The sequence below is a fragment of the Ravibacter arvi genome (assembly GCF_039540405.1).
GTDB lineage: Bacteria > Bacteroidota > Bacteroidia > Cytophagales > Spirosomataceae > Ravibacter > Ravibacter arvi.
On sequence record NZ_BAABEY010000036.1, the window covers coordinates 406,500 to 430,484 of the forward strand.

Genomic DNA, 23,985 nt, shown 5'->3' on the forward strand with positions numbered 1-23,985 from the left:
TTTCCAACCTCCGATAACCCTTACACCTATGAAAACAATATTCGGGACAGTTCTCCTTATGTTGGTGGCCCGCCCGGGGCTCGGGCAATTTTTAGAACCCGGGTTTGACAAGAAAGAGTATGCCGAACTATTGAAGATCAATCAGAAGGTGCATCTCGGCCAGGAGAAGTGGCCCGGTGATACGGCACTCCCGCTTCCGGAAAGGTATGAATTTGTTTTCCGGGCGCCTGCCCTGGCATTTGACAACTGCTGGGACTTGTGGGTGCACCGTGACAAACGTCAGGCTGTGATTGCCGTTCGCGGGACCGTTGAAACGCAGGCCAGTTTTATGGCCAATTTCTATGCGGCCATGGTGCCGGCAAAGGGGAGTCTGGAGTTAGAGAAGGGTGTTAAATTTGACTATGCGTTGTCGGAGAATCCTCATGCCGCGGTGCACGTAGGATGGTTGGTATCGATGGCTTACCTTTCAAAAAGTATCGGGCACAAGCTGGATTCTTGTTACAAGGCAGGTATCAAAGACTTTATCCTGACGGGCCACAGCCAGGGGGGCGGAATTACTTTCCTGCTTACTTCGTACCTGAATAGTTTAAAAAAACAGCAGAAATTGCCGGGCGATATGCGTTTCAAAACCTATTGCAGCGCTGCTCCGAAACCGGGCAACCTTTTTTTTGCTTACGACTATGAGGCCGCGACTGCCGGCGGTTGGGCGTTTAATGTAGTCAATCCGGCTGATTGGGTGCCGGACGTACCGTTTTCTTTGCAAACGGTCGACGATTTTACACAGACCAACCCATTTTCCGGTGCGAAGGCCATGATCAGGAAACAGAAATTTCCCCGGAATATGGCGCTCCGGCATGTGTACCGGAAGCTAAGCCGTCCAAGTAAAAAAGCGCAGAAGAATTATGAACGGTACCTGGGAAGAATGGTTGCAAAAGGCGTTAAGAAGCAGCTCCCCGGCTTTACCCTCCCGGAGTATTATCACAGCAACTATTACGTGAGAACGGGAACCACCATTGTACTGTCCCCCGACGAAGAATATTTCAGGATTTATCCGCACGAAACCGGGAAAATCTGGAAGCACCATTTTCCCCAAAATTACCTTTACCTGCTGGAGTCCTACCAACACTGACCGGTGGTCGGGTTCCAGGCCGTGATCAAAGGCCTTTACCGCTCGCCGGTAGGTTATAGCCAGTCAAGCGATTTGCTGATGGCTTTTTTCCAGCCTTTGTACAGCTTGACCCTTTTGGCGTTGTCCATGTCAGCTTCGTAAGACGCGCCCGACACCCAGTTTTTTTTGAGCTCGTCTTTGTCAGACCAAAAACCGACTGCCAGGCCGGCGGCATAAGCAGCGCCCAGCGCCGTAGTTTCGGTAACTTTCGGAGCAATTACCTGGACATCAAGCATGTCGGCCTGGAATTGCATCAGCAGCCTGTTGGCAACCATTCCGCCGTCAACGCGCAGGTTGGCAAGGGGAATGCCGGAGTCCTGTTCCATGGCCCGCACCACATCCATAGTCTGGTAAGCGGTAGCCTCCAGGACGGCCCTGGCAATATGTCCTTTGTTTACATATCGGGTGAGGCCGGCAATTACGCCCCGGGCGTCGGTCCGCCAATAAGGGGCGTACAGCCCTGAAAACGCCGGTACAAAATAGGCCCCGCCGTTGTCGTCAACTGTACGGGCCAGCGCTTCAATTTCATTGCTGTCTTTGATCAGCCCCAGGTTGTCACGCAGCCATTGGACCAGCGCACCGCCAATAGCGATACTTCCCTCCAAAGCATATTGAACCGGTTCATTTCCGAACTGGTAAGAAATGGTAGTGAGCAAACCGTTTTTTGAGAGTTTAAGCTCATTCCCGGTGTTCATTACCATGAAACAGCCGGTGCCGTAGGTGTTTTTTACCATGCCCGGTGAAAAACAAACCTGACCTACGAGTGCAGCATGCTGGTCGCCCAGATCGCCCGCGATGGGCACGCCGGGCAGGACCTCTGTCTGCATGTGGCCATACACTTCACTGCTGCTTTTTATTGTAGGCAGCATTTTTTCCGGGATACTGAATGCCGAAAGCATTTGCGGGTCCCACTGAAGGGTCCGGAGGTTCATCAATTGCGTACGGGATGCATTGGTTACATCGGTAACGTGAATGCCGCCCCTCGGCCCGCCGGTGAAATGCCAGATGAGGAACGTGTCGATATTGCCGAACAGCGCATCCCCATTTTCTGCATCCTGGCGAAGGTCCTTTACGTGCTCAAGAAGCCACTTGAGCTTAAGCCCGCTGAAATAGGTCGCTACCGGTAAGCCGGTGATCTCCCGGAACTGATCAGGGCCACCGCTTGTTTCAAGCTCTGAAACGTACGATTCGGTCCGGGTATCCTGCCATACCAGGGCATTGTAGTAGGGTTTCCCCGTGTGTTTGTTCCAAACGACGGTCGTCTCCCGCTGGTTGGTGATACCGACAGCCGCAATATCTTCTACTGCCGCAGAGGCTTTGATCCTGGCAACTGCGATTACTTCCAGCGCATTTTCCCGGATCTCTTCCGGGTTGTGCTCCACCCAGCCCGGTTTCGGGTAAATCTGTTGGTGTTCTTTCTGGCTGGTAGAAACAATTCTTCCCTTCCGGTCAAAAAGAATACAACGGGTGCTGGTAGTGCCCTGGTCGACGGCAGCGACATATTTAGACATATCAAATTAAAAATTTGGCTTGAACCTAAAAAGGCATGAAAGGGTTATTTCTCATCATGCAGCTCCATTTTTATCCCCATCATGCGCATCAGTTCCGACGCATTAAAGCTGGCACAGGTGCCCGGCCGCAGCCGGTAGTCAAAAGTAATACGGCCTTTTGAAAGGTCGGATTGAAAATTGAAGTTCTGCACATAAGGCCGGCTGTTTCCCCAGATACCAAGTTCAAGGTCGTGAGTCGATACGATCCCGGAGGCGTTCATCGGGTGGAGCTGTCGGATCAGCGCGGCAGCGCCGCGGTGACGGTCTGCCGAATTGGTCCCCTTCAGAATTTCGTCCAACAGGTAAAAGACGGGGATGTCGGTCCGGGCTTCCGCCAGTGTAATAAGCTGTTTCAGACGCTTCAGTTCGGCATAGAAAGAAGAAGTATTTTCCTCCAGGGAGTCTTGCGTGCGCATGCTGGTAAATACCTGCATGAGCGAGCAGGAGAGGCTTTGCGCGGCCACTACACCGCCGGCCTGGGCCAATACCAGGTTGAGGCCCACAGTTCGGAGGAAAGTGCTTTTCCCGGACATATTGGAACCGGTTATGAGCACGGTCTGCCCGCAGCCTTGCAATGAAAAATCGTTACAAACCCGCTTTTCTGCGGGGATAAGGGGATGCCCCATTTGGACAGCTTCAATGTCAAGCGTGTTTCCCCAATGAACTTCGGGAAGGACCTGGTCTGGGTTGGCGAAGGCGTGGCCGGCCAGGCTGTTGAGCGCCTCTATGTTGGCCAGGGCATCTACCCAGTCAGGAAACTGCTCGCGGTACCTGTCTTTCCAGTTTTCGAGCGCGTCAAGGCAAATTAGGTCCCAGAGAACGGGGATTCCGATAAAAAGAGTAAAGTAGGCGTTTGCCCTGAAATCCAGCCGGTTGAACCAGGTGCCCAATTCCCGGACGGCTTTTTCGGCTTCTTTTCCGGTTTCAAGCTGCCCTTTCCACCATTTGCCGGTCATGGGAGCTTCGCCCGTCAGGGCCATCATATCCGCGTAGGCCACCAGGGTGGTGCCGATCCGCAGGGTCTGGCCGGTAAGCTGTTGTATCGGTTTGGCAAATCGTCTTAGTACAAGAAGGTGAACCACAAGACTGAAGGCCGACGGCCAGAAGGGCAACAGGCCTGCGCCCCATGCCACCAGCAGGGAAACGGTAACGATACTCCACCATTTCCAGGGAAGTAGTTTTTTCAGGCCCGCTTCCAATGGCGTGTTGAGCCAGTTTTCCAGCGCGCCGATATGCTGCGTTGCGTTTTCGTGCAGCATAGCCGTAGCCTGCCAGTTTTGCCGCCATTCAAAATGGCCCCGGCTGGCGGTAAGGGCCTCCTGGCGTTCCAGTATGGTTTCCAGTGGTGCGGGCGTCCTGAGCCAGTCGGCAAGCCGCGTGCTTCCCTCGGCGGTACGGGTACGGTTGAGGAGCCGAAACAGCGAATGTTTACCAAAAATATCCAGGTCTGACGAATAGGGGTGCAGCGTATCCTGGAAAGAAGCCCCTTTGTCGTCCCGGGCAAATTCAAAGCCGAGCCGCTTTTCTTCGTCAAGATTGATATCGGCGATGTTCCCGAAAAAGCGGCGCTGCCGTTGCGCATCCTGGTGGAGCCGCATCAATACAAGGAAACAAACGGCGCCAATTGCCAGGACAGCAGGCCACATATTACCACCCTGACGGCTCCAAAGCCAGGCCGAAGCTACCAACAACGCAAACGCGCCCAGCCTGAGAATGGAGAGGAGGTTGACTTTTTTTTGTGCAATTAGCCCCTTTTCTACGGCCAGTTGCCGTTGGGATTGAAAGTGTTGCTTCAAGATTATTACTGGCTTAGCGAGGGGTGCACAGCGGCGTCCTGGGTCACCGCCTCAAATTGTAATTTAATGAGATTGGCGTACAGGCCGTTGTTCAGCTTGCTCAACACTGCGTGCGAGCCGCTTTCGGCGATAACCCCTTCCTGGATGACATAAATTTTGTCTACTTTGTTAATGGTCGCCAACCGGTGGGCGATGACAATAGTCGTACGATTCTTCATGAGCTCATTCAGGGCGTCCTGTACCAGCTTTTCGGATTCCGCATCGAGCGAACTGGTCGCTTCATCCAGGATCAGGATCTTGGGATCTTTCAAAATGGCTCTTGCAATGGCAATACGCTGTCTTTGTCCGCCCGAAAGCTTGATTCCCCTTTCACCTACAATGGTATCGAACTTCTCGGGGAAGGATTGGATAAATTGGAGGGCGTTGGCTTTTCGCGCTGCTTCGTGAACTTCTTCCCGGGAGGCGCCGGGTTTTCCGTAGGAGATATTTTCATAGATAGTTCCGCCAAAAAGCATCACTTCCTGCGGTACAATCGCGATATTTTTCCGGAGGCGGGCAAGGTCGTAAGCGTTGACCGGTTTGCCGTCGATCCTTATTTCACCTCGGCTGACCTCGTAAAACCGCATCAGTAATTGGATAATTGTCGACTTTCCGGCACCGCTGTAGCCTACCAGCGCTACACGCTCACCCGGGTGTACGTGAAATGATATTCCCTTCAAAACGTCGATATCCTGCCGGGTAGGGTATGAAAAACGCACGTCGTCGTAAACAATGTCGCCCTGAAGCGGTTCCGCTTTCGCTTCTGTTGCCAGGTCCGGGTTGATTTCCGGGGTGTCGTCCAGTATTTCGAGCACCCGTTCGGAAGCACCTATAGTTCTGTTAATCTGAGCGTACATATCGCCAAGGCTATTGAGTGCGCCGCCTATATAAGCCGTGTAGATCACGAAAGTGAATAAGGCGGAAATGCTGAGCTCCCCCGTCTGAATCAGGCTCGCGCCGTACCACACAATACAGACAATTCCCCCGAACATCACCAGGATCAGGAACGAAACGAAGGCGCCGCGGTAGGTAGCCGCTTCGAGCAGGAGAGCCACCACTTTGTCCAGCGAGGTTTTGTACCGGGCTATTTCCAACTTTTCGTTGGTAAAGGCTTTCACGGTATGCACGTTCTGGAACGTTTCCTCTACCACTACGTTCGCCTGTGCAAGTTCGGTCTGCGCCCTCTTGGAGAGGCGACGGATGTAACGCCCGAAAAATATCGCTGCAAACACCAGGAAAGGGAAGGTGGCCAGCATAAACAGGGTAAGCTTGGTAGAGGTGTAGAAAAGAAAAAGCGTTCCGATGATGAGGGTAGCGCCCTGGCGAAAGAATTCGGCAAGCGTGAACGAAAGCACGTTATCGAGAAAGGACACGTCGGAGGTGACCCTGCTGGTGAGCTCTCCAACCCGGTTTTGCTCAAAAAATGTAACGGGAAGACAGATAATCCGTGAATAGAGGTCTTTTCGTACGTCGGCCATGGCGCGCTCACTCACCCGCGTGAACAGAAAAATCCTGAAAAACGAGAACGTAGCCTGGAGCACCAGTATCCCGAAAAGAAACCCGATGATCTGGTTAAGCGTAAACCTGCTGCTTCCCTGAAGCACTGCAACAATTTCACCGACCGCCTTGGGGAAAACCAATGAGGTAGCCGTGGCCAGGATCAGGAATACAAAGCCCAGTGCAAACGTCTTTTTGTAAGGGAGGGTATAGCGGAGAATCTTAAGCGCTTTTTTCAGCCCCTCACCGCTAATTGCTTTTGTTGAAAAAAAGGACACTTCCCCGTTGCCGGATGTGTCTTCCTCACTATTGAATCTTTTTCTTGCCATTTGGTTGGTTTAATAGCTGATAGGTTCAGCGGGGGTTCTCAATCCGGTAATCCTTTGTAGCCCGATTCTTCCAGGATCTTTTTCGCGTTGTCGTTGCTCATGATCTGCTGCAGCGTCTGTTCCGGATGTTGCCGGAAAAGCCGGTCAACAATCTTCCAGCCGACCCACCTGCCTATTCCGCCGGGCACATCTTCGCCGATCTCGAAAGTGAGCGGCCGCTCGCCCACGTACTTTTGTCTTTTCTGTTCGGTTTGTTCGTAAAGAAGCTTGTTACTCGTGAGATGAGCCCAGATGTCTTTCTGGGAGACTTCGGCCTTATCCAGTTTTTCCTGGGAGAATCCCAGAATGAGGCTGTCCGGGGCCAGGGGCATCATCCTGCGGGTGAATTCGAAGTTTTTGCCATACCAGACCATGTCAGCCAGTAGCGTCCTGTCGTCCGGGTTAATACGGTTGTATTGCTGGGCAATGAAAAACATGATCGACGGAGCAATAAAATGCTGTTCATAGGGCCGCAGCTGGTAGTGATGTACATCGGGCCGGTAACGGGCTCCCGGGCCGCCGAAATAATCCAGCCCGACGATAATGAGCGAGTCCGAAATCAAAAGGTCCCTGCCCAGAAAGCCGGTAACCATGGTTTGTACCCTGGGCACCCGGACATCCGGATAATAATATTTCAGGTGTCTGAAAGCGTCTTCCAGGGGCTTTCTGACGGTTTGATCCGCATTGCTGAAAATTGAATCAATCTGGGATTTGAAAGCGACAAGACCGGGGTTGGAAATGTTCTGGTACAGTTTAGCCGAAAGCTGCGCCGGGTCGGTATCGGGAAAATACAAAACGGCCACGGCGGGGTTCTTTTCGAGAAACCCGGCTACCTCGGCTTCAGACCGGCAGGCAAACAGTTGTTCTTCCAGGCGTTCCAGCGGCAACGAGATGTCGATATGACTTACGTCCGGATCTTTTCGGTCATTTTGGCCGCACGACACTAGCAAAAGGAGGCACCCCGTCAGGAAAAATACATTTTTCAATTCCGCCATTTTGTAAAAATGATCGTTTTTTTAGTCCGCAAAATTAGCTAAAATTTAATAGCTTTGTGCCTGTGAAATTAGGGGTGAGTCTTGAGGGGGTGGTTGCAATGCACTATGGGCTGACCGCCGCTACAGGCTTACCAGCGTCCCTTGTTGGGGGCAGATCTTTTTTTAACTCAATGAAATCTGACGTTCTACATCACCATCATGCGCAGACCCTGGCTGATTTGGCTTACGGGCGGTAGATTTATGGTTGGATATCTGAAAAATAGGAAAATCATATAGCTCCAGAGGCCCGGTTCCGAGAAGAGTCGGGCTTTTTTGGTTTTAAAACGATGAAATAGCCATGAGCTTTGAGGTATTAGCTACAAGTGGCACACAAACAGCCGATGAATAAATAGCTCACCCCTCACAGCTCAAACCTTTTTATTCACATGAATACAGTCATCATAAAATACAACGCAGGGAATGTGCAGTCTGTTATGTATGCCCTCGACCGGATTGGGGCTGCTTATGCCTACACTGACTCGGAAGAAGCCATCAGGGCAGCGGACAAGGTGATTTTCCCGGGTGTGGGCGAGGCAAGTTCCGCGATGGCCTACCTGAAGGAGCGTGGCCTTGACCGGCTTATTCCTGAGCTGCGGCAGCCCGTTTTGGGTACCTGCATAGGCATGCAGCTGATGTGCCGGCATTCTGATGAAGGCGACACCGATTGTATGGGAATCTTTGACGTGAATGTGGAGCGTTTTCCGGCCGCGGAAGGCGTTAAGGTACCGCACATGGGCTGGAACAGCATTTACGGCTACCGGTCAGCGCTGCTGAACGACCTACCGGAAGAGGCTTTCGTTTATTTTGTTCACAGCTACAGGGCGCCCGTATGTGATTACACCGTTGCTACCTGCGACTATATCACGCCTTTTAGCGCCATGCTACAGAAAGATAATTTCTATGCAGCCCAGTTTCATTGCGAGATCAGCGGTGATGCCGGCCAGAAGGTCCTGGAGGCCTTTCTGAAAATGTGAGGTATTCCCGGAAAAGTAAAGTTTGATTTGAAATGCATATCATCCCAGCAATAGACCTGATCGACGGTAAGTGTGTCCGTCTTACCCAGGGCGACTACGCCCAGAAGAAAATATACAATGAAAACCCGCTGGAAGTGGCCCAACAGTTTGAAGACGCCGGGTTGAAGCGCCTGCACCTGGTGGACCTGGATGGTGCCAAAGCCAAGAAAGTAGTGAACTGGAAGGTGCTGGAACAACTTGCGGGCAAAACCGGTCTGCACATAGATTTTGGGGGCGGCGTTCAATCCGATGCCGACCTGGACATTGTCTGGAATTGCGGGGCCCGGCAGGTGACCGGCGGGAGTATCGCCGTGAAAAACCCGGAGTTGTTCGAAAGTTGGCTGGAGCGGTTTGGCGGTGAGCAGATTATTCTCGGCGCTGATGCCCGTAACGAAAAAGTTGCCGTAAGCGGCTGGGAAGAAGGAACGTCTATCTGGGTGTACGATTTCGTGGAGGGTTATGTAGCCAAAGGGGTTAAATACGTGATCAGCACCGATGTAGCGAAAGACGGATTACTGGAAGGCCCCTCTTTTGACCTGTACAAAAATCTGCAGGACAAATGCCCTGACCTGCATATAATTGCCAGCGGAGGGGTAAGCGGGATGGCTGACCTGGAAGCTCTGGCAGAACAGAAGGTATTCGGCGTGATCGTAGGAAAGGCTATTTATGAAGGAAGGGTAACCCTGAAGGAACTGGAACTTTTCCAATCACGTAACTGATAAACGGCATGCTGACGAAAAGAATTATACCCTGTCTCGACGTAAAGGACGGGCGAACAGTAAAAGGGGTCAACTTTGTTAACCTCCGTGATGCGGGTGACGCCGTCGAGCTGGGGCGCATGTATGCCGATCAGGGCGCCGACGAACTGGTGTATCTTGACATAACGGCTACGGTTGAAGGGCGTGGGACCTTCCTCGAACTTGTGAAAAAGGTGGCGCAGACCATTAATATCCCCTTCACGGTGGGCGGCGGTATTTCTTCGGTCCGGGACGTGTCCGCCCTGCTTCATGCCGGCGCCGACAAAATTTCCATCAATTCCTCCGCAGTTCGCGAACCCGGATTGATTGATGAACTGAGCCGCGAGTTTGGCAGCCAGTGTATTGTCGTAGCCATTGATACCCGCTGGGTGGATGACGGAGCCGGGAATGCGCAGCACCTGGTCCATACCCACGGCGGCAGAAAGCCGACGACGCTCAATACCCTGCAATGGGCCAGGGAGGTGGAGAATCGGGGCGCGGGTGAAATCTTGCTGACCTCAATGGATGCAGACGGTACCAAAGCCGGCTTTGCGCTGGAACTCACCGCAGCCGTGTCCGGCAACGCCAATATCCCGGTGATTGCCTCCGGCGGGGCCGGGACAATGGCGCATTTTGTAGACGTTTTTACAGGGGGTAAAGCCGATGCCGCACTGGCCGCCAGTATTTTCCACTTTGGTGAGATAGGGATACCGGAGCTGAAAAACTATCTTAGCAGCCAGAGTATTCCGGTCCGGCTGACCCGATAAATGTGACAATTACCTTAACAAAAAAGGATTCATGGAATTGGATTTTTCAAAATCGCCCGACGGCCTTCTGCCGGCGGTAATACAGGACAAGCTGACCGGCAACGTGCTGATGGTCGGTTATATGAACGCAGAAGCGCTCGAAGCTACCCGCTCGTCGGGTAAGGCGACTTTTTTCAGCCGGAGCAAACAGCGGCTGTGGGTAAAAGGAGAAACCTCCGGGAATTTTCTCTTTGTACGCGAAATATTCGCCGACTGTGATCAAGATACAATTTTGATCAAGGCAGAGCCGGCGGGCCCGGTATGCCATACGGGGGCGGCGACCTGTTTTGAGCCTAAAAATGAAGGTAAGGCATTGTTTCTTAATTATTTACAGAAAGAAATAATCCGCGTAAGAAAAAACGAGCCGTCCGATTCTTCCTATACCAGCAAGCTTTTTGCAAGAGGAATCAACAAGGTTGCGCAAAAGGTAGGAGAGGAAGCCGTTGAAGTGGTGATAGAGGCAAAGGATCAGAATGACGACCTGTTCAGGAACGAGGTGGCTGACCTGGTTTTTCATCTTTTGGTGTTACTGGAACAGAAAAATGTTGATTTAGATGAAGTAATTGACGTACTTCGTGAAAGGCACAGGCCGTAAACAGCCATGAGCTGAGAGGGATTAGCCATAAGCCTGATGTCGGCGGTACCGCCCGGGCTCAGACCTCACACCTTACGGCTCAAACCTTATATACACATATGAAATTGCTCATCAGACTATTGATTATCACGTTGGGTGTGCTGGTTGCCGTTAATACCATAGACGGTGTTGATGTGCCCGGTACACAGCAAGCTGTTGTAGTTGCGGTGGTATTGGGAATTCTGAATGCTTTTCTGAAGCCTGTTCTTCAACTGCTGGCGCTGCCGGTTACGATCCTGACCTTAGGGTTGTTTTACTTCGTGATCAACGTATTTATCGTTTACCTTACCTCTTATATCGTTCCCAGTTTCACGGTTGCCGGTTTTTTTCCGGCCTTGTTGTTTAGCCTCGTCGTGTCATTGGTTTCGTGGATTCTGGGAATTTTCCTGGATTAGGTGAAAAGCCTCCGGTGAGCTATTGCAGGAATGTTAAACCAAAACAGCCATGCTGAATCAACTCGAGGAGTTAAGAGAAACACTTTACCGTTTTATTGAGACGCGTATAAGCCTTCTGGAGGTAGAAACACGTGGGTACCTCGAGCGAATTATTCTCCAGCTTGTCTACTTTGCGGTGGTAATGCTGACCACGGTAATTGTGATCACTTTTTTGCTGATTCTTCTGTCGGTCTACCTGAACAGGGTACTCGAAAGTACGTATGCAGGTTACCTGATCGTTTCCGGCTTCTTTGGGGTGGGCCTGGTTTTGCTCATTACCATGCGGGAAAGCTGCCTGTCTTTTATACGGTGGGCCCTGGAAAAAGCACTCGGTGAGGGTAATGACAATCAGACAAATTGAAGAATAAGCTTACCGCCGTTTCGCCGGAATCGTTTATTTTTGAGAAATATTGGGAGATGTTGACCATTCAGAACAAAGCATGAGCCTGAAACCACCTAAAATATCGAACCCGTTTTCTTCGAATACAGAAGAGGAAAAAGAGGTTTTGAGCCAGCGGTTGAGCCTTTACAAGGACAAGCTTGAGGACCAATGGACAGATATGAAAAGTGATGTTGCCACACATGCCAGGCACGCCGCAGTGATTGGGGGGGCGGTGTTGGGGGTTTATGCACTGTTGAATTTGGTACTTCCGGCTGCCGACGACGAGGTAGAAGAAGATATTTATGAGGAAGAAATAGCGAAGCCCGCTTCGAAGCCCGCGGCAGCTGCCAATGCCGGATTTCCAATGGCGAGCGCTATAAAAAGCCTGTTGTGGACCGTCGCAATGAGCTGGGCCAGAGAAAAGGTTAAAGATTTTGTGGTAGCAGATAAATCAGCAGATAGCGAAAGTGAAGGATAATGTACTTGTCCGGCTCCTTGACAGAAAAGGGAGAAATGTAAAATCTTTGGCCGTGCTACTCGACCCTGATAAGGTGGAAATGGAAACATTGCCCTTGTTCGTGGAAAAGGCGGTAGCATGTGGTGTTGATTTTTTCTTTATCGGCGGCAGTCTGATTACCAATTACGGGCTGGAGAGATTGGTGGCGGTTATCAAAGCAAGCTGCTCCGTGCCGGTCGTTCTTTTTCCGGGCAGCAGCCTCCATATCGAACCGTCTGCAGACGCCATCCTGTTGCTTAGCCTGATCTCAGGGAGAAACCCCGAACTGCTCATCGGGCAGCATGTGGCGGCTGCGCCGCTGCTGAAGAGAAGTGCGCTGGAAATTATTTCTACAGGGTATATGCTGGTTGAGAGTGGTAAAACAACAACCGTATCCTATATCAGCAATACGCTTCCCATTCCCGCCGATAAGCCGGAAATTGCCGCATGCACCGCTATGGCAGGTGAGATGCTCGGGCTTAAAGCGATGTTCCTGGACGCCGGCAGCGGAGCTTTACGGCCCGTTCCCGGAGCAATGATACAGGCCGTGCGCCAATCGGTGGAAGTCCCGTTGATCGTGGGGGGAGGAATTGATAACATTGAAAAAGCTATGAACGCCTGGAACGCAGGAGCCGATCTGATTGTGGTCGGAAATGCAATTGAGCGGAACCCGGCTTTTATGGAAGACCTTGCCATGCTGGAAAAAGCCGAGAGGGTTCTTCAATAGAGTTTACCCGCCTGAGTTCTCAATTAACCATTTTACCAGTTTTTTCCTGAAATTTCAGATGGAGCTAACAGACTTCAAGGTAGCCATTGACAAATACAAGGTTATTTTTTTCGACGCCTTTGGCGTTTTGAAGACTTATAATGCTCTGATACCCGGGATAGAAGCGACTTTCGCCTACCTCAAGGAAACCGGGAAGGAATTTTACATACTGACGAACGACGCTTCCCGCAGCCCCGAACAGTTGGTAGAGTCTTACCATAAGCTGGGCGTGTATGACATTGTTCCGGAAACCATCGTTTCTTCCGGTATGTTAGCGCGGGAGTACCTGCAATACAAAGTCGAAAACGGGACGGTTGCCTATCTCGGTACGGCCAACTCTGCTCATTACCTGAAAACGGCCGGCTTGAAGGCTTTGCCGATATCAGAGGTGGATCTCGACAATACGGATGATATTAGTGCACTCGTATTTATGGACGACGAAGGTTTTGACTGGAACAATGATCTGAATAAGACCCTCAACCTGCTTCGTAAAAAGACAATTCCGGTTATTGTTGCCAATACCGACAAGACGTACCCAATGGGGCGGAAATCTGTGGCGATTGCAATCGGCGCGGTGGCAAAAATGATTGAAGACATCGTCGGCAAGCAATTTATGCGTTTCGGGAAACCGGACGCACAAATGTTTATTTTTGCCTACCAGCATATCCTGAACAATGCCGGGGTCAGCCGGAATGACATCCTGATGGTGGGCGATACCCTGCATACGGATATCCTGGGCGGCAATAAGTTCGGCCTTGATACCGCCCTTGTACTTACCGGCAACACCCGTCTGGAAGAGGTTGATTTGCGGATCAGAAGTACCGGCATTATCCCCACTTACGTTTGCGAATCGGCGGTGGTTAAGTAGCGCCCCTGTCTTATACTACATACTTATACTTTAACGACAAGATGATGTTATCCAAATCATACGGGAGTGCCGTTTACGGCGTGAATGCGACCATGATTGCGCTGGAAATAACGGTAGCGCAAGGGCTTGGCTTCTATATGGTAGGCCTTGCCGACAGTGCGGTAAGGGAAAGTCAGCAGCGGGTAGAAGCTTCTCTGAAATTTGCCGGGTACAAAATGCCGCGACAAAAAATAGTGGTGAACCTTGCGCCTGCTGATCTTCGTAAGGAAGGCTCGGCCTATGACCTGCCGATTGCGCTGGGCGTGCTCGAATCTTCAGGGCAGATGAAACCCGTTAAAAATCTTCAGGACTACGTCATGATGGGAGAACTGTCGCTCGATGGCGTTTTGAGGCCTATAAAAGGTGTTTTGCCTATAGCGATTGAAGCCCGGAAGAAAGGTTTCAGGGGGTTCATCCTGCCGGCGGAAAACGCCCACGAGGCGGCAATCGTCAACCAGTTGGAAGTAATACCGGTTGAGACGCTCACAGAGGCTGTCGGGTTCCTGGAGGGAACGCACGAAATAGCGCGGCTCGAAATTGATACCCGTGATCTTTTTTTCAGCGCCCAAAATGAATATGATGCCGACTTTGCTCACGTGCAGGGGCAGGAAAACATAAAACGGGCACTCGAGATTGCGGCTGCCGGTGGCCACAATGTGATTATGATCGGCCCGCCGGGCGCCGGTAAAACCATGTTGGCGAAACGAATTCCGGGGATTTTGCCGCCGCTTACGTTACAGGAAGCATTGGAGGCTACTAAAATCCATTCCGTGGCCGGAAAGCTCGGTACGCGTGCTTCGCTGATCGCCCGACGGCCGTTCCGCTCACCGCACCATTCAATTTCCGATGCTGCCCTGGTAGGCGGCGGAAGTTTTCCGCAGCCGGGAGAAATATCGCTGGCACACAATGGCGTGCTTTTTCTCGACGAGCTTCCGGAATTTAAAAGGAGTGTGCTGGAAGTAATGCGGCAGCCGCTGGAAGAAAGGAAAGTGAGCATTTCAAGAGCACGGATGGCGGTCGAATTTCCCGCCAATTTCATGTTGATTGCCAGCATGAATCCGTGCCCGTGCGGCTATCACAACCATCCCGACAAGGATTGTGTGTGTGGACCGGGGGTTGTTCAAAAGTATCTCAATAAAATCAGCGGGCCGCTGCTCGACCGGATCGATATCCACGTTGAGGTGACGCCGGTTTCGTTCGACCAGATTGCGTCGACGCGCAAGTCGGAAAGCAGCAGCGAAATACGGGAGCGGGTAATCAGCGCACGTGACCGCCAGATCAACCGCTACAAGGACTTTCCTGAAATATATTCCAACGCAATGATGTCGCCCGAAATGGTCCGGGAAGTGTGCGAAGTGGGGAATGTGGGGCGGGTGTTGCTGAAAACTGCCATGGAACGGCTCGGGCTGTCGGCGCGGGCCTATGACCGTATCCTCAAAGTATCCCGCACCATTGCCGATTTGTCCGGTTCGGTAGAAATCAAGGCCGAGCATCTCGCAGAAGCGATCCAGTACCGTAGCCTCGACCGCGAGAGTTGGACCGGTTAGCAACGGAAGATTTTTCTTCTGTAACAAATGTGGCAGATTTTCATTTTCTTAAGCCTGAAATTTGTTCCATCATTAACGTGGAGGGAATCATATGGAATTGGCTGGGTACTTGGCTTCTTTTTTGGTTGGAATTTCGCTCGGGCTGGTAGGCGGGGGCGGATCAATACTGATGGTCCCGGTACTGGTCTATCTTTTTGGCATTACGCCCGTGAGCGCCACCGCCTATTCCCTTTTCGTAGTAGGCGCTACCAGCCTCGTAGGCGCTATTCCCAAAATAAAACAGGATCTGGTCAGCTTCAGGACCGCCCTTATTTTCGGTGCGCCTTCTATTGTGGCGGTGTTTCTTACCCGCAAATACCTCGTGCCCGCCATCCCGGACGTCGTCTTGCGATGGGACCCGATATTGGTTACCCGGTCTACTTTCCTGATGCTGCTGTTTGGAATGATCATGACCGCCGCTGCTGTTTCCATGTTGACAGGGCGGGAATGTGTCGATTGTGAGGAAAATGAGCAGCAGCGGTTTCGTGTTCCTTTGATCGTGCTCGAGGGTATCCTGGTAGGTACGCTGACGGGCCTGGTGGGGGCGGGCGGCGGGTTTCTTATCATCCCGGCACTGGTTAAGCTGAGCAAACTGTCTATGAAAAAAGCCGTAGGGACTTCCCTGGTCATCATTGCAGCCAAATCGTTGATCGGGTTTTCCGGGGACGTGCATGCCGGGGCAGCTACGATTGATTACCGGCTTCTGGTGTCGGTAACGGCATTGGCTGTCCTCGGAATTTTAGCGGGAAATGGTGTTTCAAAGAAGGTAGACGGGGAAAAGTTGAAACGCGGTTTCGGTTGGATGGTATTGATAATGGGTATTTATATAGTGATAGCCGAGGCGAATGGCTTGTAGAGGAAATAGTTAAGTAAGAAGAAAGGAATTTTAAAGCGTTAATCCTGAAAGTTATGAAAGTAGAGCAAATTTATACCGGTTGCCTGGCGCAGGGGGCTTATTACATTGCCAGCAATGGAGAAGCCGTTATCGTGGATCCGCTACGGGAGGTTCAGCCCTATATCCGTCGTGCTGAAAAGGATGGTGTGAAGATTAAGTACGTGTTGGAAACGCATTTTCATGCAGACTTTGTGAGCGGCCACCTCGACCTGGCCCGCCATACCGGCGCAACTATTGTATATGGCCCTACCGCAAAACCCGACTTTGAAGCTCATATTGCCGGAGACGGTGAAGAACTTAAGGTAGGCGATGTAACCATCAAAGTTCTGCATACCCCCGGCCATACAATGGAAAGCTCCTGCTTTCTGCTTCGCAATGAGAAGGGAAAGGACGTGGCTGTTTTTACGGGCGACACACTGTTTATCGGCGACGTGGGCCGGCCTGATCTTGCGCAGAAGGTGGTGCCGGATCTTACACAGGACAAACTGGCCGGCTACCTCTATGATTCACTGCGGACGAAGATCATGCCGCTAGCCGACGACATCGTTGTTTATCCGGCTCACGGCGCAGGATCTGCCTGCGGTAAAAATATGAGCAAGGAGACGACCGATACCCTGGGCAACCAGAAGAAAACCAATTACGCGCTTCAGGAGATGAGCAAGGAAGCGTTTATTAAACAGGTGACCGACGGGTTGACGCCGCCCCCGGCTTATTTTCCTGAAAACGTACGGATGAATATACAAGGCTATGAAAGTATAGATGAAGTACTGAACAGGGGGCTCAGGGGGCTTTCCCCGGCCGAATTTGAGGAGGCGGCCAATCAAACCGGTGCGCTGATTATGGATACGAGGGCAGCCGGCGTATTTGCCGATGGGTTTATTCCCAATTCAATCAATATCGGGATTGACGGAAGCTTTGCCCCATGGGTGGGAGCTTTGATCCCGGATGTGAAACAGCCCATTTTGCTCGTTACTGAGGAAGGCCGCGAAGAGGAAGTGGTTACCCGCCTGGCGCGTGTCGGCTATGATCATGTGGTGGGTTACCTGCAGGGCGGCTACAGTTCCTGGGCAGCCGCCGGGCATGAGTATGATACCATTACGTCGATCAGTGCAGAAGTGCTTGCAGAACGCCTCCTGGCCCACCCCGACCAGAAGGTGCTGGACGTCAGAAAAGATAGCGAGTACCAATCCGAGCACGTGGTAGGGGCAGAAAATGTGCCGCTGGATTACATCAATGAACACATCGCCGAAATACCGAAGGACGAAACACTTTATGTGCATTGTGCCGGGGGGTACCGGTCTATGATGTTTGTTTCCATTCTGCGCGCGCGCGGCTATGAAAACCTGATTGATGTAAAAGGCGGTTTCAAAGCCCTGAAAGAGTCCGGTAAATTCAGGCTGACGGATTACGTCTGTCCGACCACGCTTTCCTGACCGGTGATACGTACGGCGGCGAATGTGTTAAAACTTCGGACAGGACAATTCTTTGAGTCTTCTTTTGACCGGCTTTTTGCGGGGCGGAAAGTTTTCAAAGCGGTAGCTGAGTGAAATTTCATGTGCACCGCCGCTGCTGAACCCCAGTGTAGAGATTGTCGCGTCGTAGCTGTAACCGATAGAGAACTTGTCCTGCCGGTATCCTATCAACAATATTAATGCCTCGTGATTGTTGATGTTAATGTTGTATCTTTTAATAGGGAGCCCCCGGTACCAGGCGCCGAAAGTAAGCGGCGCATAGGTAACATACACGCCGAGGTCCAGTTGATCGTATTTCCCCTGCTTTTTGTACATGATGGCAGGGGAAATTGTTTTTTCAATATCTATTTCGTTGCCCAGGAAAGTGTATCCCGCAAATGGGATACGCAGCCCCGCATGGAAACTGGTTTTCATCGGCAGGCGGGCAATCTCCAGGTTGGAGAACGCCTGGTCGGGGCGGTTCATGTGGTGAACCGAAACGCCCGCCCAATACCAGTCCGAGTACGCCATCATCCCTGACGAGAAGTCGGCATACAGCAGCGAGGGAGAACCCTGGGCAACGGGGTCGCCTGTACTCGGGTTCTGGAGGTAGCCGTCCGGGGAAAACTGGTCACCGAAAGTAAGTCCGAAATAGTCCAGTTTTCGGGAGGCAAGAGACCCTTGTAAGCCCATGCGGAGAAAATTCTCCTCGTTTAGTTGAATCTGGTACGAATACTGGAGGCCCAGTTCGGTCGATTTGATGTTACCGGCTCCCTGGCTATCGGTGGTGACGAGGAAACCGACACCGCTGTTGACACTGGGCAAAAACATGTCAAGCCCGAAGGTCGTAGTAATGAAATTGGCTGAAAGAGAAGGCCATTGATTCCGGTAATTGAGCGTGGCCCTGGTTTCCAATGCGCCGCCCGCCATTGCCGGGTTAAGATACAGGGGGTTCGCGTAGAATTGTGAAAATTGTGGATCCTGCGTCCAACCTTTGTGGCAAATGGGAATCAATAGTAAAACCAATAAACAAAATTTTCTCATAATGTCCGTTCCTGTGTTCTGTCAAATCATCTCTTCTATAGATCATGCTACTTGTAACGACAGGGGTGCTTTGCCACAATTTGTAAACAATCAACGTAAATTATTTCAAATTTAAGGTATTTTAGCAGATAAAAATGTCTAAAATTTTGGGGATTGTTTTTCGTTTGGAGATAGGACAACGGGTATGGGAAGGTTAGGCATACAAAAGCGGAGGCGAACTTTTGATGAGAGGTTTAGATAGCAGCAGATTTTTAGCCATTTTGATTTGGTTGACCGCACTTTCGGGCTGCGGAAACTGGTTACATGCGCAAAGCGGACCCGGTTTTGTGGTGAAAAATCCGTGTATGGGCAACCCCGAATGCGACGGTGACGGTGCCACTTTCACGGATACGGTCGCCAAGGCAACGGCGTGGAGCTGGAGTTTCGGAGGTACCGGTTCCGCCACTACCCGGTCGGCAGTTCATGCATTTTCAGCTCCCGGGTCGTATCCGGTATCGCTGACCCGGACACTTTCCGACGGTACCACGCAGAGCGTAAGCCAGACAGTCGACATCGGGCAGCTCCCCGACGATTTCAAGAACTGGAAAACCGATACTACCATTTGCCCCGGAAGCACCCTGGAGCTTGATCCCTATCCCAATGGGGGCGCTCCCGCGGGAGCAAAATTCCTGTGGTACCCCAAAGGCGATACCACGCAGGTACTTTCAGTTACCGAATCCGGCTGTTACTCAGTGGAAGTGATCATGCCCAATGGCTGTAAAATACAGAACATGGTCAACGTGAAACTCTGTCTTGAACCTTCGGGGAACCAGGGCGCCAAATGGTATTTCGGGAATGGTACCGGGCTCGATTTCCAGGGGTCTCCACCAAGGCCCATTGCCGGTGAAGCCAATACGAGAGAAGGGACCTCCGTAATTTCCAACTCGAAAGGCGAGCTTTTGTTTTACACGGACGGGATTACCATTTACAATGCCGATGATCAAAAAATGCCTTGTCTTTCGGGAGATTGTAAAGACCTCCGCGGGAGCAAAGAGTCAACCCAGTCGGTTTTGATCGTGCCGCAGCCAACCTGCCGGGGATGCGAATTTTTGTACAACGTGTTCACAACGAGCTCTATCCGGGACAATGAAAAAGTGCTGACCGTAAGCGTGGTCGATATGCGCCAGAAAGAAGGCAAGGGGGCCATTATCGAGCAGAATACTATTCTTCACGCCAACACGACCGAGCGGCTTGTATCGTCGCGAAACGACCAGGATACTACTTATTGGACCATTTCGCATGATTTCGGCAGTAATACTTTCCGTATTTTCCACGCCACCGCCGCCGGGTTGGTTGAGTCCGGCACGTTTTCCGGCGGGATCAGCCACGAGCGGGAAACCCAGGGAGAAGGCCAGATGAAGTTCTCGGCCGCAGATTCCAGCGGTCAGCGCCAACTGGCGGTAGTGGTACCCGGCCCCGACCGGAATTATGTGGAACTGTTCGGGTTCAACGACCAGGATGGCACCATGTCCTTTATCAGGCAGCTTGATCTAGGGAAATCACCTCCGACAGCTTATGGTGTCGAGTTTTCGACTGACCGTAGTAAGCTATACGTTTCGTTTATGGGGAACGATACGACCGCTTCGAAGCTCGTACAGTACGATCTTAACGCGAATGACGATAAACTCATCGTATCGTCCGCGATGACGGTTGACAGTGTTCAGAATCTCATCTTCGGCTCCTTGCAGGCGGCTCCTGACGGTAAGATTTATATGGCCGTCAAAGACCAGGATTACCTGGCTGTTATCGGTGAGCCCAACGATTCCACCAGGGTTCTTAGCCGGCTGGAATATGACCGGAAGGGACAGCCGTTAGGTGGTAAGAACAGCCAGCTCGGTTTGCCAAACTTTGTTCAGAATTTTACAATGCCCAGCGACGGACCAGGGTTCAGCGCGGAGGGGTTTTGCGTGGAAGAACCGACGAATTTCACCATAACCCCGCTTTGTGATCCGCTGAAAGATACTTACACCTGGAATTTTGGTGACGGTACTTCCATGTCCGGGAAGGAAACGGAAATGTCGCATACCTATACGGTTGCCGGAAAATATACGGTCACATTACATGCACGGAATGATTGCGCGGACACGCTCTTTACCCAGGAAATAGAGATTTATGACGTACCCAAGGACCTGGAGCTGGGTGACAACCTGGAAGTGTGCAAGACGTCGCATGTGCTGGAGTCAAATGTTCCGGCCAAAAACTATGTGTGGGTGGACCTGAATACGCGGAGAATTGTTGGCCGGGACCGCAAACACACCGTTTATTTCCCGGGCGGCCGGTTTGCGCTTTACGCCTGGAACGACCCGGACGGTCAGTGTATCTTTGGCGATACGGTGTCGATCATGATGAGACGTCCTCCTGCACTCGATCTGGGCCCTGACCTGACCATGTGCCGCGACAGTTCCCTTACCATCCGTACCCCCGGACAGGCCTGGCAGCAGTTCCTCTGGAACAACGGAGAAACGTCGCGTGACCTGGTGGTCAGGCAGCCGGGAACTTACTGGGTCGAGGCAAGGGACGGGAACGACTGTGTCAACGGTGACACCATCCAGGTAATTGAAAGGCCGAAACCCAAAATCGTTGCCCAGTTGGTCGGTCCCAGTGGTTGTACCACCAAGGACGGGGAAATTACCATTCGCAGCGTTTCTCCGGGAACAGCCGGTGATTATACCTTTCAGTGGAGTGACGTTTCGGGAACGCCGATCGGAACTGCCAATGTGCTGCTCAATATTCCTGAGGGAGCTTACACAGTCACCATAAGCGGTTATGAGGAGGCATGTACTGCCGATACCACTTTACATTTGCGGTCGCCCGCCAATAAGCTGAACCTTCAACCGGTCATCACCAATGCCTCCTGTACCGATCCGCTCGGCGGCGAAATAGGCGTATCCGTATTGGGCGGAAACCCCAACAGCTTTATCTGGTACAATGAGGCCGGGGCGGAGCTGGGCCGTGCAGATACTGTTGCCAATCTCTCGCCCGGTGTATACAGCCTTCTCGCCGGTGATGCCGGCGGATGTACGTTTACGCTCAAGCCGATCGTGGTAGGAATGGACATGAATAATCTCGCGGATTTAGGGCCTGATCTGGCGAAATGTGAAGCCGACCCGCTCGAAATTGTCCCGCTGGCCATCGATTTTCCCCATAACCGCTATCTCTGGAGCACCGGAGAGACTACACCGACTATTACGGTAACCAAGGCAGGGACTTATAAACTTACGGCGTGGAATACAGAAAACGGCTGTAAGGGAGAGGACGAGGTTGTGGTAAGGCAGGCGCCGAAACCGGCAGTTAGTTTGCCGGCTATACACGGGCTTTGTCTCGACGACCCTGATCACAGTGTAACCCTCAGCCCTTCGGGCCGTAAAGGTTATCTGTATTACTGGCCTCACGCAGCCGATTCTTCGCAGCAAATCAAGGTGAATGAATTGGGTATCTATATAGTAGAGGTAACGAACCAGGAAGGTTGTAAAATTGAACTTTCGACTGAGGTCCAGGACCGGTGCGAGCCAAGGCTGGTCATCCCTTCTGCCTTTAGCCCGGACGGGAACGGACGGAATGATGTGCTGGATATGATAGGGCTGTATCTTACCGATTTCGATATCAAGATTTACAACCGTTGGGGTGAAGTGATTTTTGCCTCTACGAGCCTGGATAACAAATGGGACGGGCGGTATAAGGAGGTAAAAGTACAGCCCGGGGTATATGCTTATGTTGCAACGTACAGAAGCCAGGATTACCCGGAGCGGCCCAGGTATAAAGTGCGGGGTTCGGTGACGGTGATTCGTTAAGACAGGTATGGCGGAGATTGGTATCGGGTCCGGAGGAATTCTTAACTTTGGCTTATGAGAAAAGATTATCTATCGGGCGAAAAGAGTTCTTTACCGGGTTCAGCGGAGGGGGAAATAGAAAGGGCGCTGCGGCCCTTGTCTTTTGACGACTTCACGGGGCAGGATAAGGTATTGGAGAATCTGAAAGTATTTGTAGAGGCGGCCCGGCGTCGGGGGGATGCGCTCGACCATGTCCTGCTCCACGGACCGCCGGGCCTGGGGAAGACAACGCTGTCGCTCATTATCGCAAATGAGCTGACTGCGAATATAAAGGTTACTTCAGGCCCCGTTCTCGACAAGCCCAGCGACCTCGCGGGACTACTGACCAATTTGCAGGAGTTCGACGTTCTTTTTATAGACGAAATACACCGGTTAAACCCGGTCGTGGAAGAGTACCTGTACTCAGCCATGGAGGATTATAAAATTGATATCGTGCTGGATACCGGTCCCAACGCACGGAGCATCCAGATCGGATTGAATCCGTTTACGCTGATCGGCGCTACCACCCGTGCAGGAATGCTGACTTCGCCGCTCAGGGCGCGTTTCGGGATCAATGCCCGGCTGGAATATTACGATGCCCGCCTGCTGGCGTCTATCGTTCAGCGTTCCGCACGTATTCTGAAAACGGATATCAACGAGGATGCGGCTTTTGAGCTGGCCCGCAGAAGCAGGGGAACGCCCCGCATCGCGAACAACCTGCTCCGCCGTACCCGGGATTTTGCCGAGGTTAAAGGAACCGGGGTCATTACCATGGAGATTACGCAAATGGCATTGGCCGCTTTGGATGTCGATCAGAACGGGTTGGATGAGATGGATAACCGCATTTTGTCAACCATCGTGGAGAAATTCAAGGGTGGCCCGGTGGGATTGTCCACGATTGCGACGGCCTGTGGTGAGGAGGCGGAAACCATTGAAGAAGTATATGAGCCGTTCCTGATCCAGGAAGGTTTCCTGAAGCGGACTTCCCGGGGGCGGGAAGCAACAGAAAAAACCTACCGTCACCTCGGTATCCTCCCGAAGCATCGCACGGGCGAACTCTTTTAGAAAAAGAAAAGCCGCTCCCGGTGAGAGGAGCGGCTTTTCTTTATATCCCTTTCAGCCATTCTACATATTTGTCGCCGAGAATGGGCACTGTTTTCTCTTTTCCGTTGATGGCGTAAAGAAGCCCGGAGATCCACATGTAGATCAATACAAAAAAAGCAACAAGCCCTAGTAACCACCCGATAAAGGGGACCCAGCTTACGAGGCCTACGGCAAAGCCGGTCAGCATAATGCCGAGTGACTGCCTGATATGAAAAGAAGCGAACGCGTTTTTCTTGTCATTATTGAGGACCAAAGCAACTACCAGCCCGATTATTGTCAGGTAAGAAATAAGGGCAGTTGTTTTGCCTTCTTCCACTGTCTGGTTGGCAGAGCTGGGAACGGGAGAATCGAATTCAGTCATGGTTATTTAGTGAAAAAGTGAAAGGATTTGAGCTGTATGAACGTTTAAGTGAGTTCAGAAATTTGAAAA

Annotated in this window: 21 protein-coding genes; 15 read left to right on the forward strand and 6 right to left on the reverse strand. The window is 51.8% G+C overall.

Annotation, left to right across the window (positions count from 1 at the left end; all coding sequences use genetic code 11):
- Positions 1-28 precede the first annotated feature (28 nt).
- Positions 29-1,129: a lipase family protein gene (locus ABD852_RS21370; RefSeq protein WP_345032637.1), complete on the forward strand. Its 1,101-nt coding sequence runs from the start codon at positions 29-31 to the stop codon at positions 1,127-1,129.
- A 53-nt stretch (positions 1,130-1,182) separates the two neighbouring features.
- Here the strand turns inward: ABD852_RS21370 and glpK are convergent, their stop codons facing one another.
- From glpK to ABD852_RS21390, 4 genes are read right to left on the reverse strand one after another with little or no spacing between them, the layout of a single operon-like run.
- Complete coding sequence (glpK, locus tag ABD852_RS21375) at positions 1,183-2,679, reverse strand: glycerol kinase GlpK (RefSeq protein WP_345032639.1); 1,497 nt, start codon at positions 2,677-2,679, stop codon at positions 1,183-1,185.
- 44 nt (positions 2,680-2,723) lie between these two features.
- Entirely contained in the window at positions 2,724-4,514 is a 1,791-nt protein-coding gene (locus ABD852_RS21380) for a MutS-related protein (RefSeq protein WP_345032641.1), read from the reverse strand.
- 5 nt (positions 4,515-4,519) lie between these two features.
- Positions 4,520-6,379: an ABC transporter ATP-binding protein gene (locus ABD852_RS21385; RefSeq protein WP_345032642.1), complete on the reverse strand. Its 1,860-nt coding sequence runs from the start codon at positions 6,377-6,379 to the stop codon at positions 4,520-4,522.
- Positions 6,380-6,417: 38 nt separating this feature from the next.
- Entirely contained in the window at positions 6,418-7,413 is a 996-nt protein-coding gene (locus ABD852_RS21390; protein WP_345032644.1) for a gliding motility protein GldB-related protein, read from the reverse strand.
- Between the two features lie 425 nt (positions 7,414-7,838).
- On the opposite strand from ABD852_RS21390, the gene hisH reads away from it, so the two are divergent.
- The 12 genes from hisH (at position 7,839) to ABD852_RS21450 (ending at position 17,541) form a co-directional block, all read left to right on the forward strand.
- A complete protein-coding gene (hisH, locus tag ABD852_RS21395; protein WP_345032645.1) occupies positions 7,839-8,426 on the forward strand; it encodes an imidazole glycerol phosphate synthase subunit HisH in 588 nt (195 codons plus the stop codon).
- Between the two features lie 32 nt (positions 8,427-8,458).
- The gene (gene hisA / locus ABD852_RS21400; RefSeq protein ID WP_345032647.1) at positions 8,459-9,184 is read left to right on the forward strand and encodes a 1-(5-phosphoribosyl)-5-[(5-phosphoribosylamino)methylideneamino]imidazole-4-carboxamide isomerase; all 726 of its coding nucleotides are present in this window, start codon (positions 8,459-8,461) and stop codon (positions 9,182-9,184) included.
- An 8-nt stretch (positions 9,185-9,192) separates the two neighbouring features.
- Positions 9,193-9,969, forward strand: coding sequence for an imidazole glycerol phosphate synthase subunit HisF (gene hisF / locus ABD852_RS21405; RefSeq protein ID WP_345032649.1), 777 nt, complete (start codon positions 9,193-9,195; stop codon positions 9,967-9,969).
- 31 nt (positions 9,970-10,000) lie between these two features.
- Positions 10,001-10,603 carry a bifunctional phosphoribosyl-AMP cyclohydrolase/phosphoribosyl-ATP diphosphatase HisIE gene (gene hisIE / locus ABD852_RS21410; protein WP_345032651.1) on the forward strand — a complete coding sequence of 201 codons (603 nt, stop codon included), beginning with the start codon at positions 10,001-10,003 and terminating at the stop codon, positions 10,601-10,603.
- A gap of 98 nt (positions 10,604-10,701) precedes the next feature.
- On the forward strand, positions 10,702-11,037 hold the full coding sequence (locus ABD852_RS21415) for a phage holin family protein (RefSeq protein ID WP_345032653.1): 336 nt from the start codon (positions 10,702-10,704) through the stop codon (positions 11,035-11,037).
- 49 nt (positions 11,038-11,086) lie between these two features.
- Positions 11,087-11,437: a phage holin family protein gene (locus ABD852_RS21420; protein WP_345032655.1), complete on the forward strand. Its 351-nt coding sequence runs from the start codon at positions 11,087-11,089 to the stop codon at positions 11,435-11,437.
- Between the two features lie 79 nt (positions 11,438-11,516).
- Positions 11,517-11,936 carry a hypothetical protein gene (locus tag ABD852_RS21425; protein WP_345032657.1) on the forward strand — a complete coding sequence of 140 codons (420 nt, stop codon included), beginning with the start codon at positions 11,517-11,519 and terminating at the stop codon, positions 11,934-11,936.
- On the forward strand, positions 11,917-12,681 hold the full coding sequence (locus tag ABD852_RS21430; protein WP_425568833.1) for a phosphoglycerol geranylgeranyltransferase: 765 nt from the start codon (positions 11,917-11,919) through the stop codon (positions 12,679-12,681). Before ABD852_RS21425 ends, ABD852_RS21430 begins: the two co-directional genes overlap by 20 nt.
- A 58-nt stretch (positions 12,682-12,739) precedes the next feature.
- A complete protein-coding gene (locus ABD852_RS21435; protein ID WP_345032659.1) occupies positions 12,740-13,588 on the forward strand; it encodes a TIGR01459 family HAD-type hydrolase in 849 nt (282 codons plus the stop codon).
- 44 nt (positions 13,589-13,632) lie between these two features.
- A complete protein-coding gene (locus ABD852_RS21440) occupies positions 13,633-15,174 on the forward strand; it encodes a YifB family Mg chelatase-like AAA ATPase (protein WP_345033162.1) in 1,542 nt (513 codons plus the stop codon).
- Positions 15,175-15,283: 109 nt separating this feature from the next.
- Complete coding sequence (locus ABD852_RS21445) at positions 15,284-16,069, forward strand: sulfite exporter TauE/SafE family protein (RefSeq protein WP_345032661.1); 786 nt, start codon at positions 15,284-15,286, stop codon at positions 16,067-16,069.
- A 53-nt stretch (positions 16,070-16,122) separates the two neighbouring features.
- Positions 16,123-17,541 (forward strand): MBL fold metallo-hydrolase, encoded by a 1,419-nt coding sequence (locus tag ABD852_RS21450; RefSeq protein WP_345032663.1) that lies wholly within the window; start codon positions 16,123-16,125, stop codon positions 17,539-17,541.
- A 27-nt stretch (positions 17,542-17,568) separates the two neighbouring features.
- Here ABD852_RS21450 and ABD852_RS21455 read toward each other — a convergent pair whose 3' ends face one another.
- Complete coding sequence (locus tag ABD852_RS21455; RefSeq protein WP_345032665.1) at positions 17,569-18,603, reverse strand: PorP/SprF family type IX secretion system membrane protein; 1,035 nt, start codon at positions 18,601-18,603, stop codon at positions 17,569-17,571.
- A gap of 344 nt (positions 18,604-18,947) precedes the next feature.
- Here ABD852_RS21455 and ABD852_RS21460 point away from each other — a divergent pair, with 344 nt between their 5' ends.
- A complete protein-coding gene (locus tag ABD852_RS21460; RefSeq protein WP_345032667.1) occupies positions 18,948-22,433 on the forward strand; it encodes a PKD domain-containing protein in 3,486 nt (1,161 codons plus the stop codon).
- A gap of 54 nt (positions 22,434-22,487) precedes the next feature.
- Positions 22,488-23,516 (forward strand): Holliday junction branch migration DNA helicase RuvB, encoded by a 1,029-nt coding sequence (ruvB, locus tag ABD852_RS21465; protein ID WP_345032671.1) that lies wholly within the window; start codon positions 22,488-22,490, stop codon positions 23,514-23,516.
- A gap of 40 nt (positions 23,517-23,556) precedes the next feature.
- Here the strand turns inward: ruvB and ABD852_RS21470 are convergent, their stop codons facing one another.
- On the reverse strand, positions 23,557-23,916 hold the full coding sequence (locus tag ABD852_RS21470; protein ID WP_345032673.1) for a DUF4870 domain-containing protein: 360 nt from the start codon (positions 23,914-23,916) through the stop codon (positions 23,557-23,559).
- Positions 23,917-23,985: the final 69 nt, after the last annotated feature.

Coding starts and splice junctions, on each gene's coding strand:
- ABD852_RS21460 (WP_345032667.1), top strand. CDS start 18,948: ATGGGCAACCCCGAATGCGACGGTGACGGTGCCACTTTCACGGATACG.
- glpK (WP_345032639.1), bottom strand. CDS start 2,679: ATGTCTAAATATGTCGCTGCCGTCGACCAGGGCACTACCAGCACCCGT.
- hisA (WP_345032647.1), top strand. CDS start 8,459: ATGCATATCATCCCAGCAATAGACCTGATCGACGGTAAGTGTGTCCGT.
- ABD852_RS21455 (WP_345032665.1), bottom strand. CDS start 18,603: ATGAGAAAATTTTGTTTATTGGTTTTACTATTGATTCCCATTTGCCAC.
- ABD852_RS21415 (WP_345032653.1), top strand. CDS start 10,702: ATGAAATTGCTCATCAGACTATTGATTATCACGTTGGGTGTGCTGGTT.
- ruvB (WP_345032671.1), top strand. CDS start 22,488: ATGAGAAAAGATTATCTATCGGGCGAAAAGAGTTCTTTACCGGGTTCA.
- ABD852_RS21470 (WP_345032673.1), bottom strand. CDS start 23,916: ATGACTGAATTCGATTCTCCCGTTCCCAGCTCTGCCAACCAGACAGTG.
- ABD852_RS21435 (WP_345032659.1), top strand. CDS start 12,740: ATGGAGCTAACAGACTTCAAGGTAGCCATTGACAAATACAAGGTTATT.
- ABD852_RS21425 (WP_345032657.1), top strand. CDS start 11,517: ATGAGCCTGAAACCACCTAAAATATCGAACCCGTTTTCTTCGAATACA.
- hisF (WP_345032649.1), top strand. CDS start 9,193: ATGCTGACGAAAAGAATTATACCCTGTCTCGACGTAAAGGACGGGCGA.
- ABD852_RS21390 (WP_345032644.1), bottom strand. CDS start 7,413: ATGGCGGAATTGAAAAATGTATTTTTCCTGACGGGGTGCCTCCTTTTG.
- ABD852_RS21420 (WP_345032655.1), top strand. CDS start 11,087: ATGCTGAATCAACTCGAGGAGTTAAGAGAAACACTTTACCGTTTTATT.
- hisH (WP_345032645.1), top strand. CDS start 7,839: ATGAATACAGTCATCATAAAATACAACGCAGGGAATGTGCAGTCTGTT.
- ABD852_RS21450 (WP_345032663.1), top strand. CDS start 16,123: ATGAAAGTAGAGCAAATTTATACCGGTTGCCTGGCGCAGGGGGCTTAT.
- ABD852_RS21370 (WP_345032637.1), top strand. CDS start 29: ATGAAAACAATATTCGGGACAGTTCTCCTTATGTTGGTGGCCCGCCCG.
- hisIE (WP_345032651.1), top strand. CDS start 10,001: ATGGAATTGGATTTTTCAAAATCGCCCGACGGCCTTCTGCCGGCGGTA.
- ABD852_RS21440 (WP_345033162.1), top strand. CDS start 13,633: ATGTTATCCAAATCATACGGGAGTGCCGTTTACGGCGTGAATGCGACC.
- ABD852_RS21385 (WP_345032642.1), bottom strand. CDS start 6,379: ATGGCAAGAAAAAGATTCAATAGTGAGGAAGACACATCCGGCAACGGG.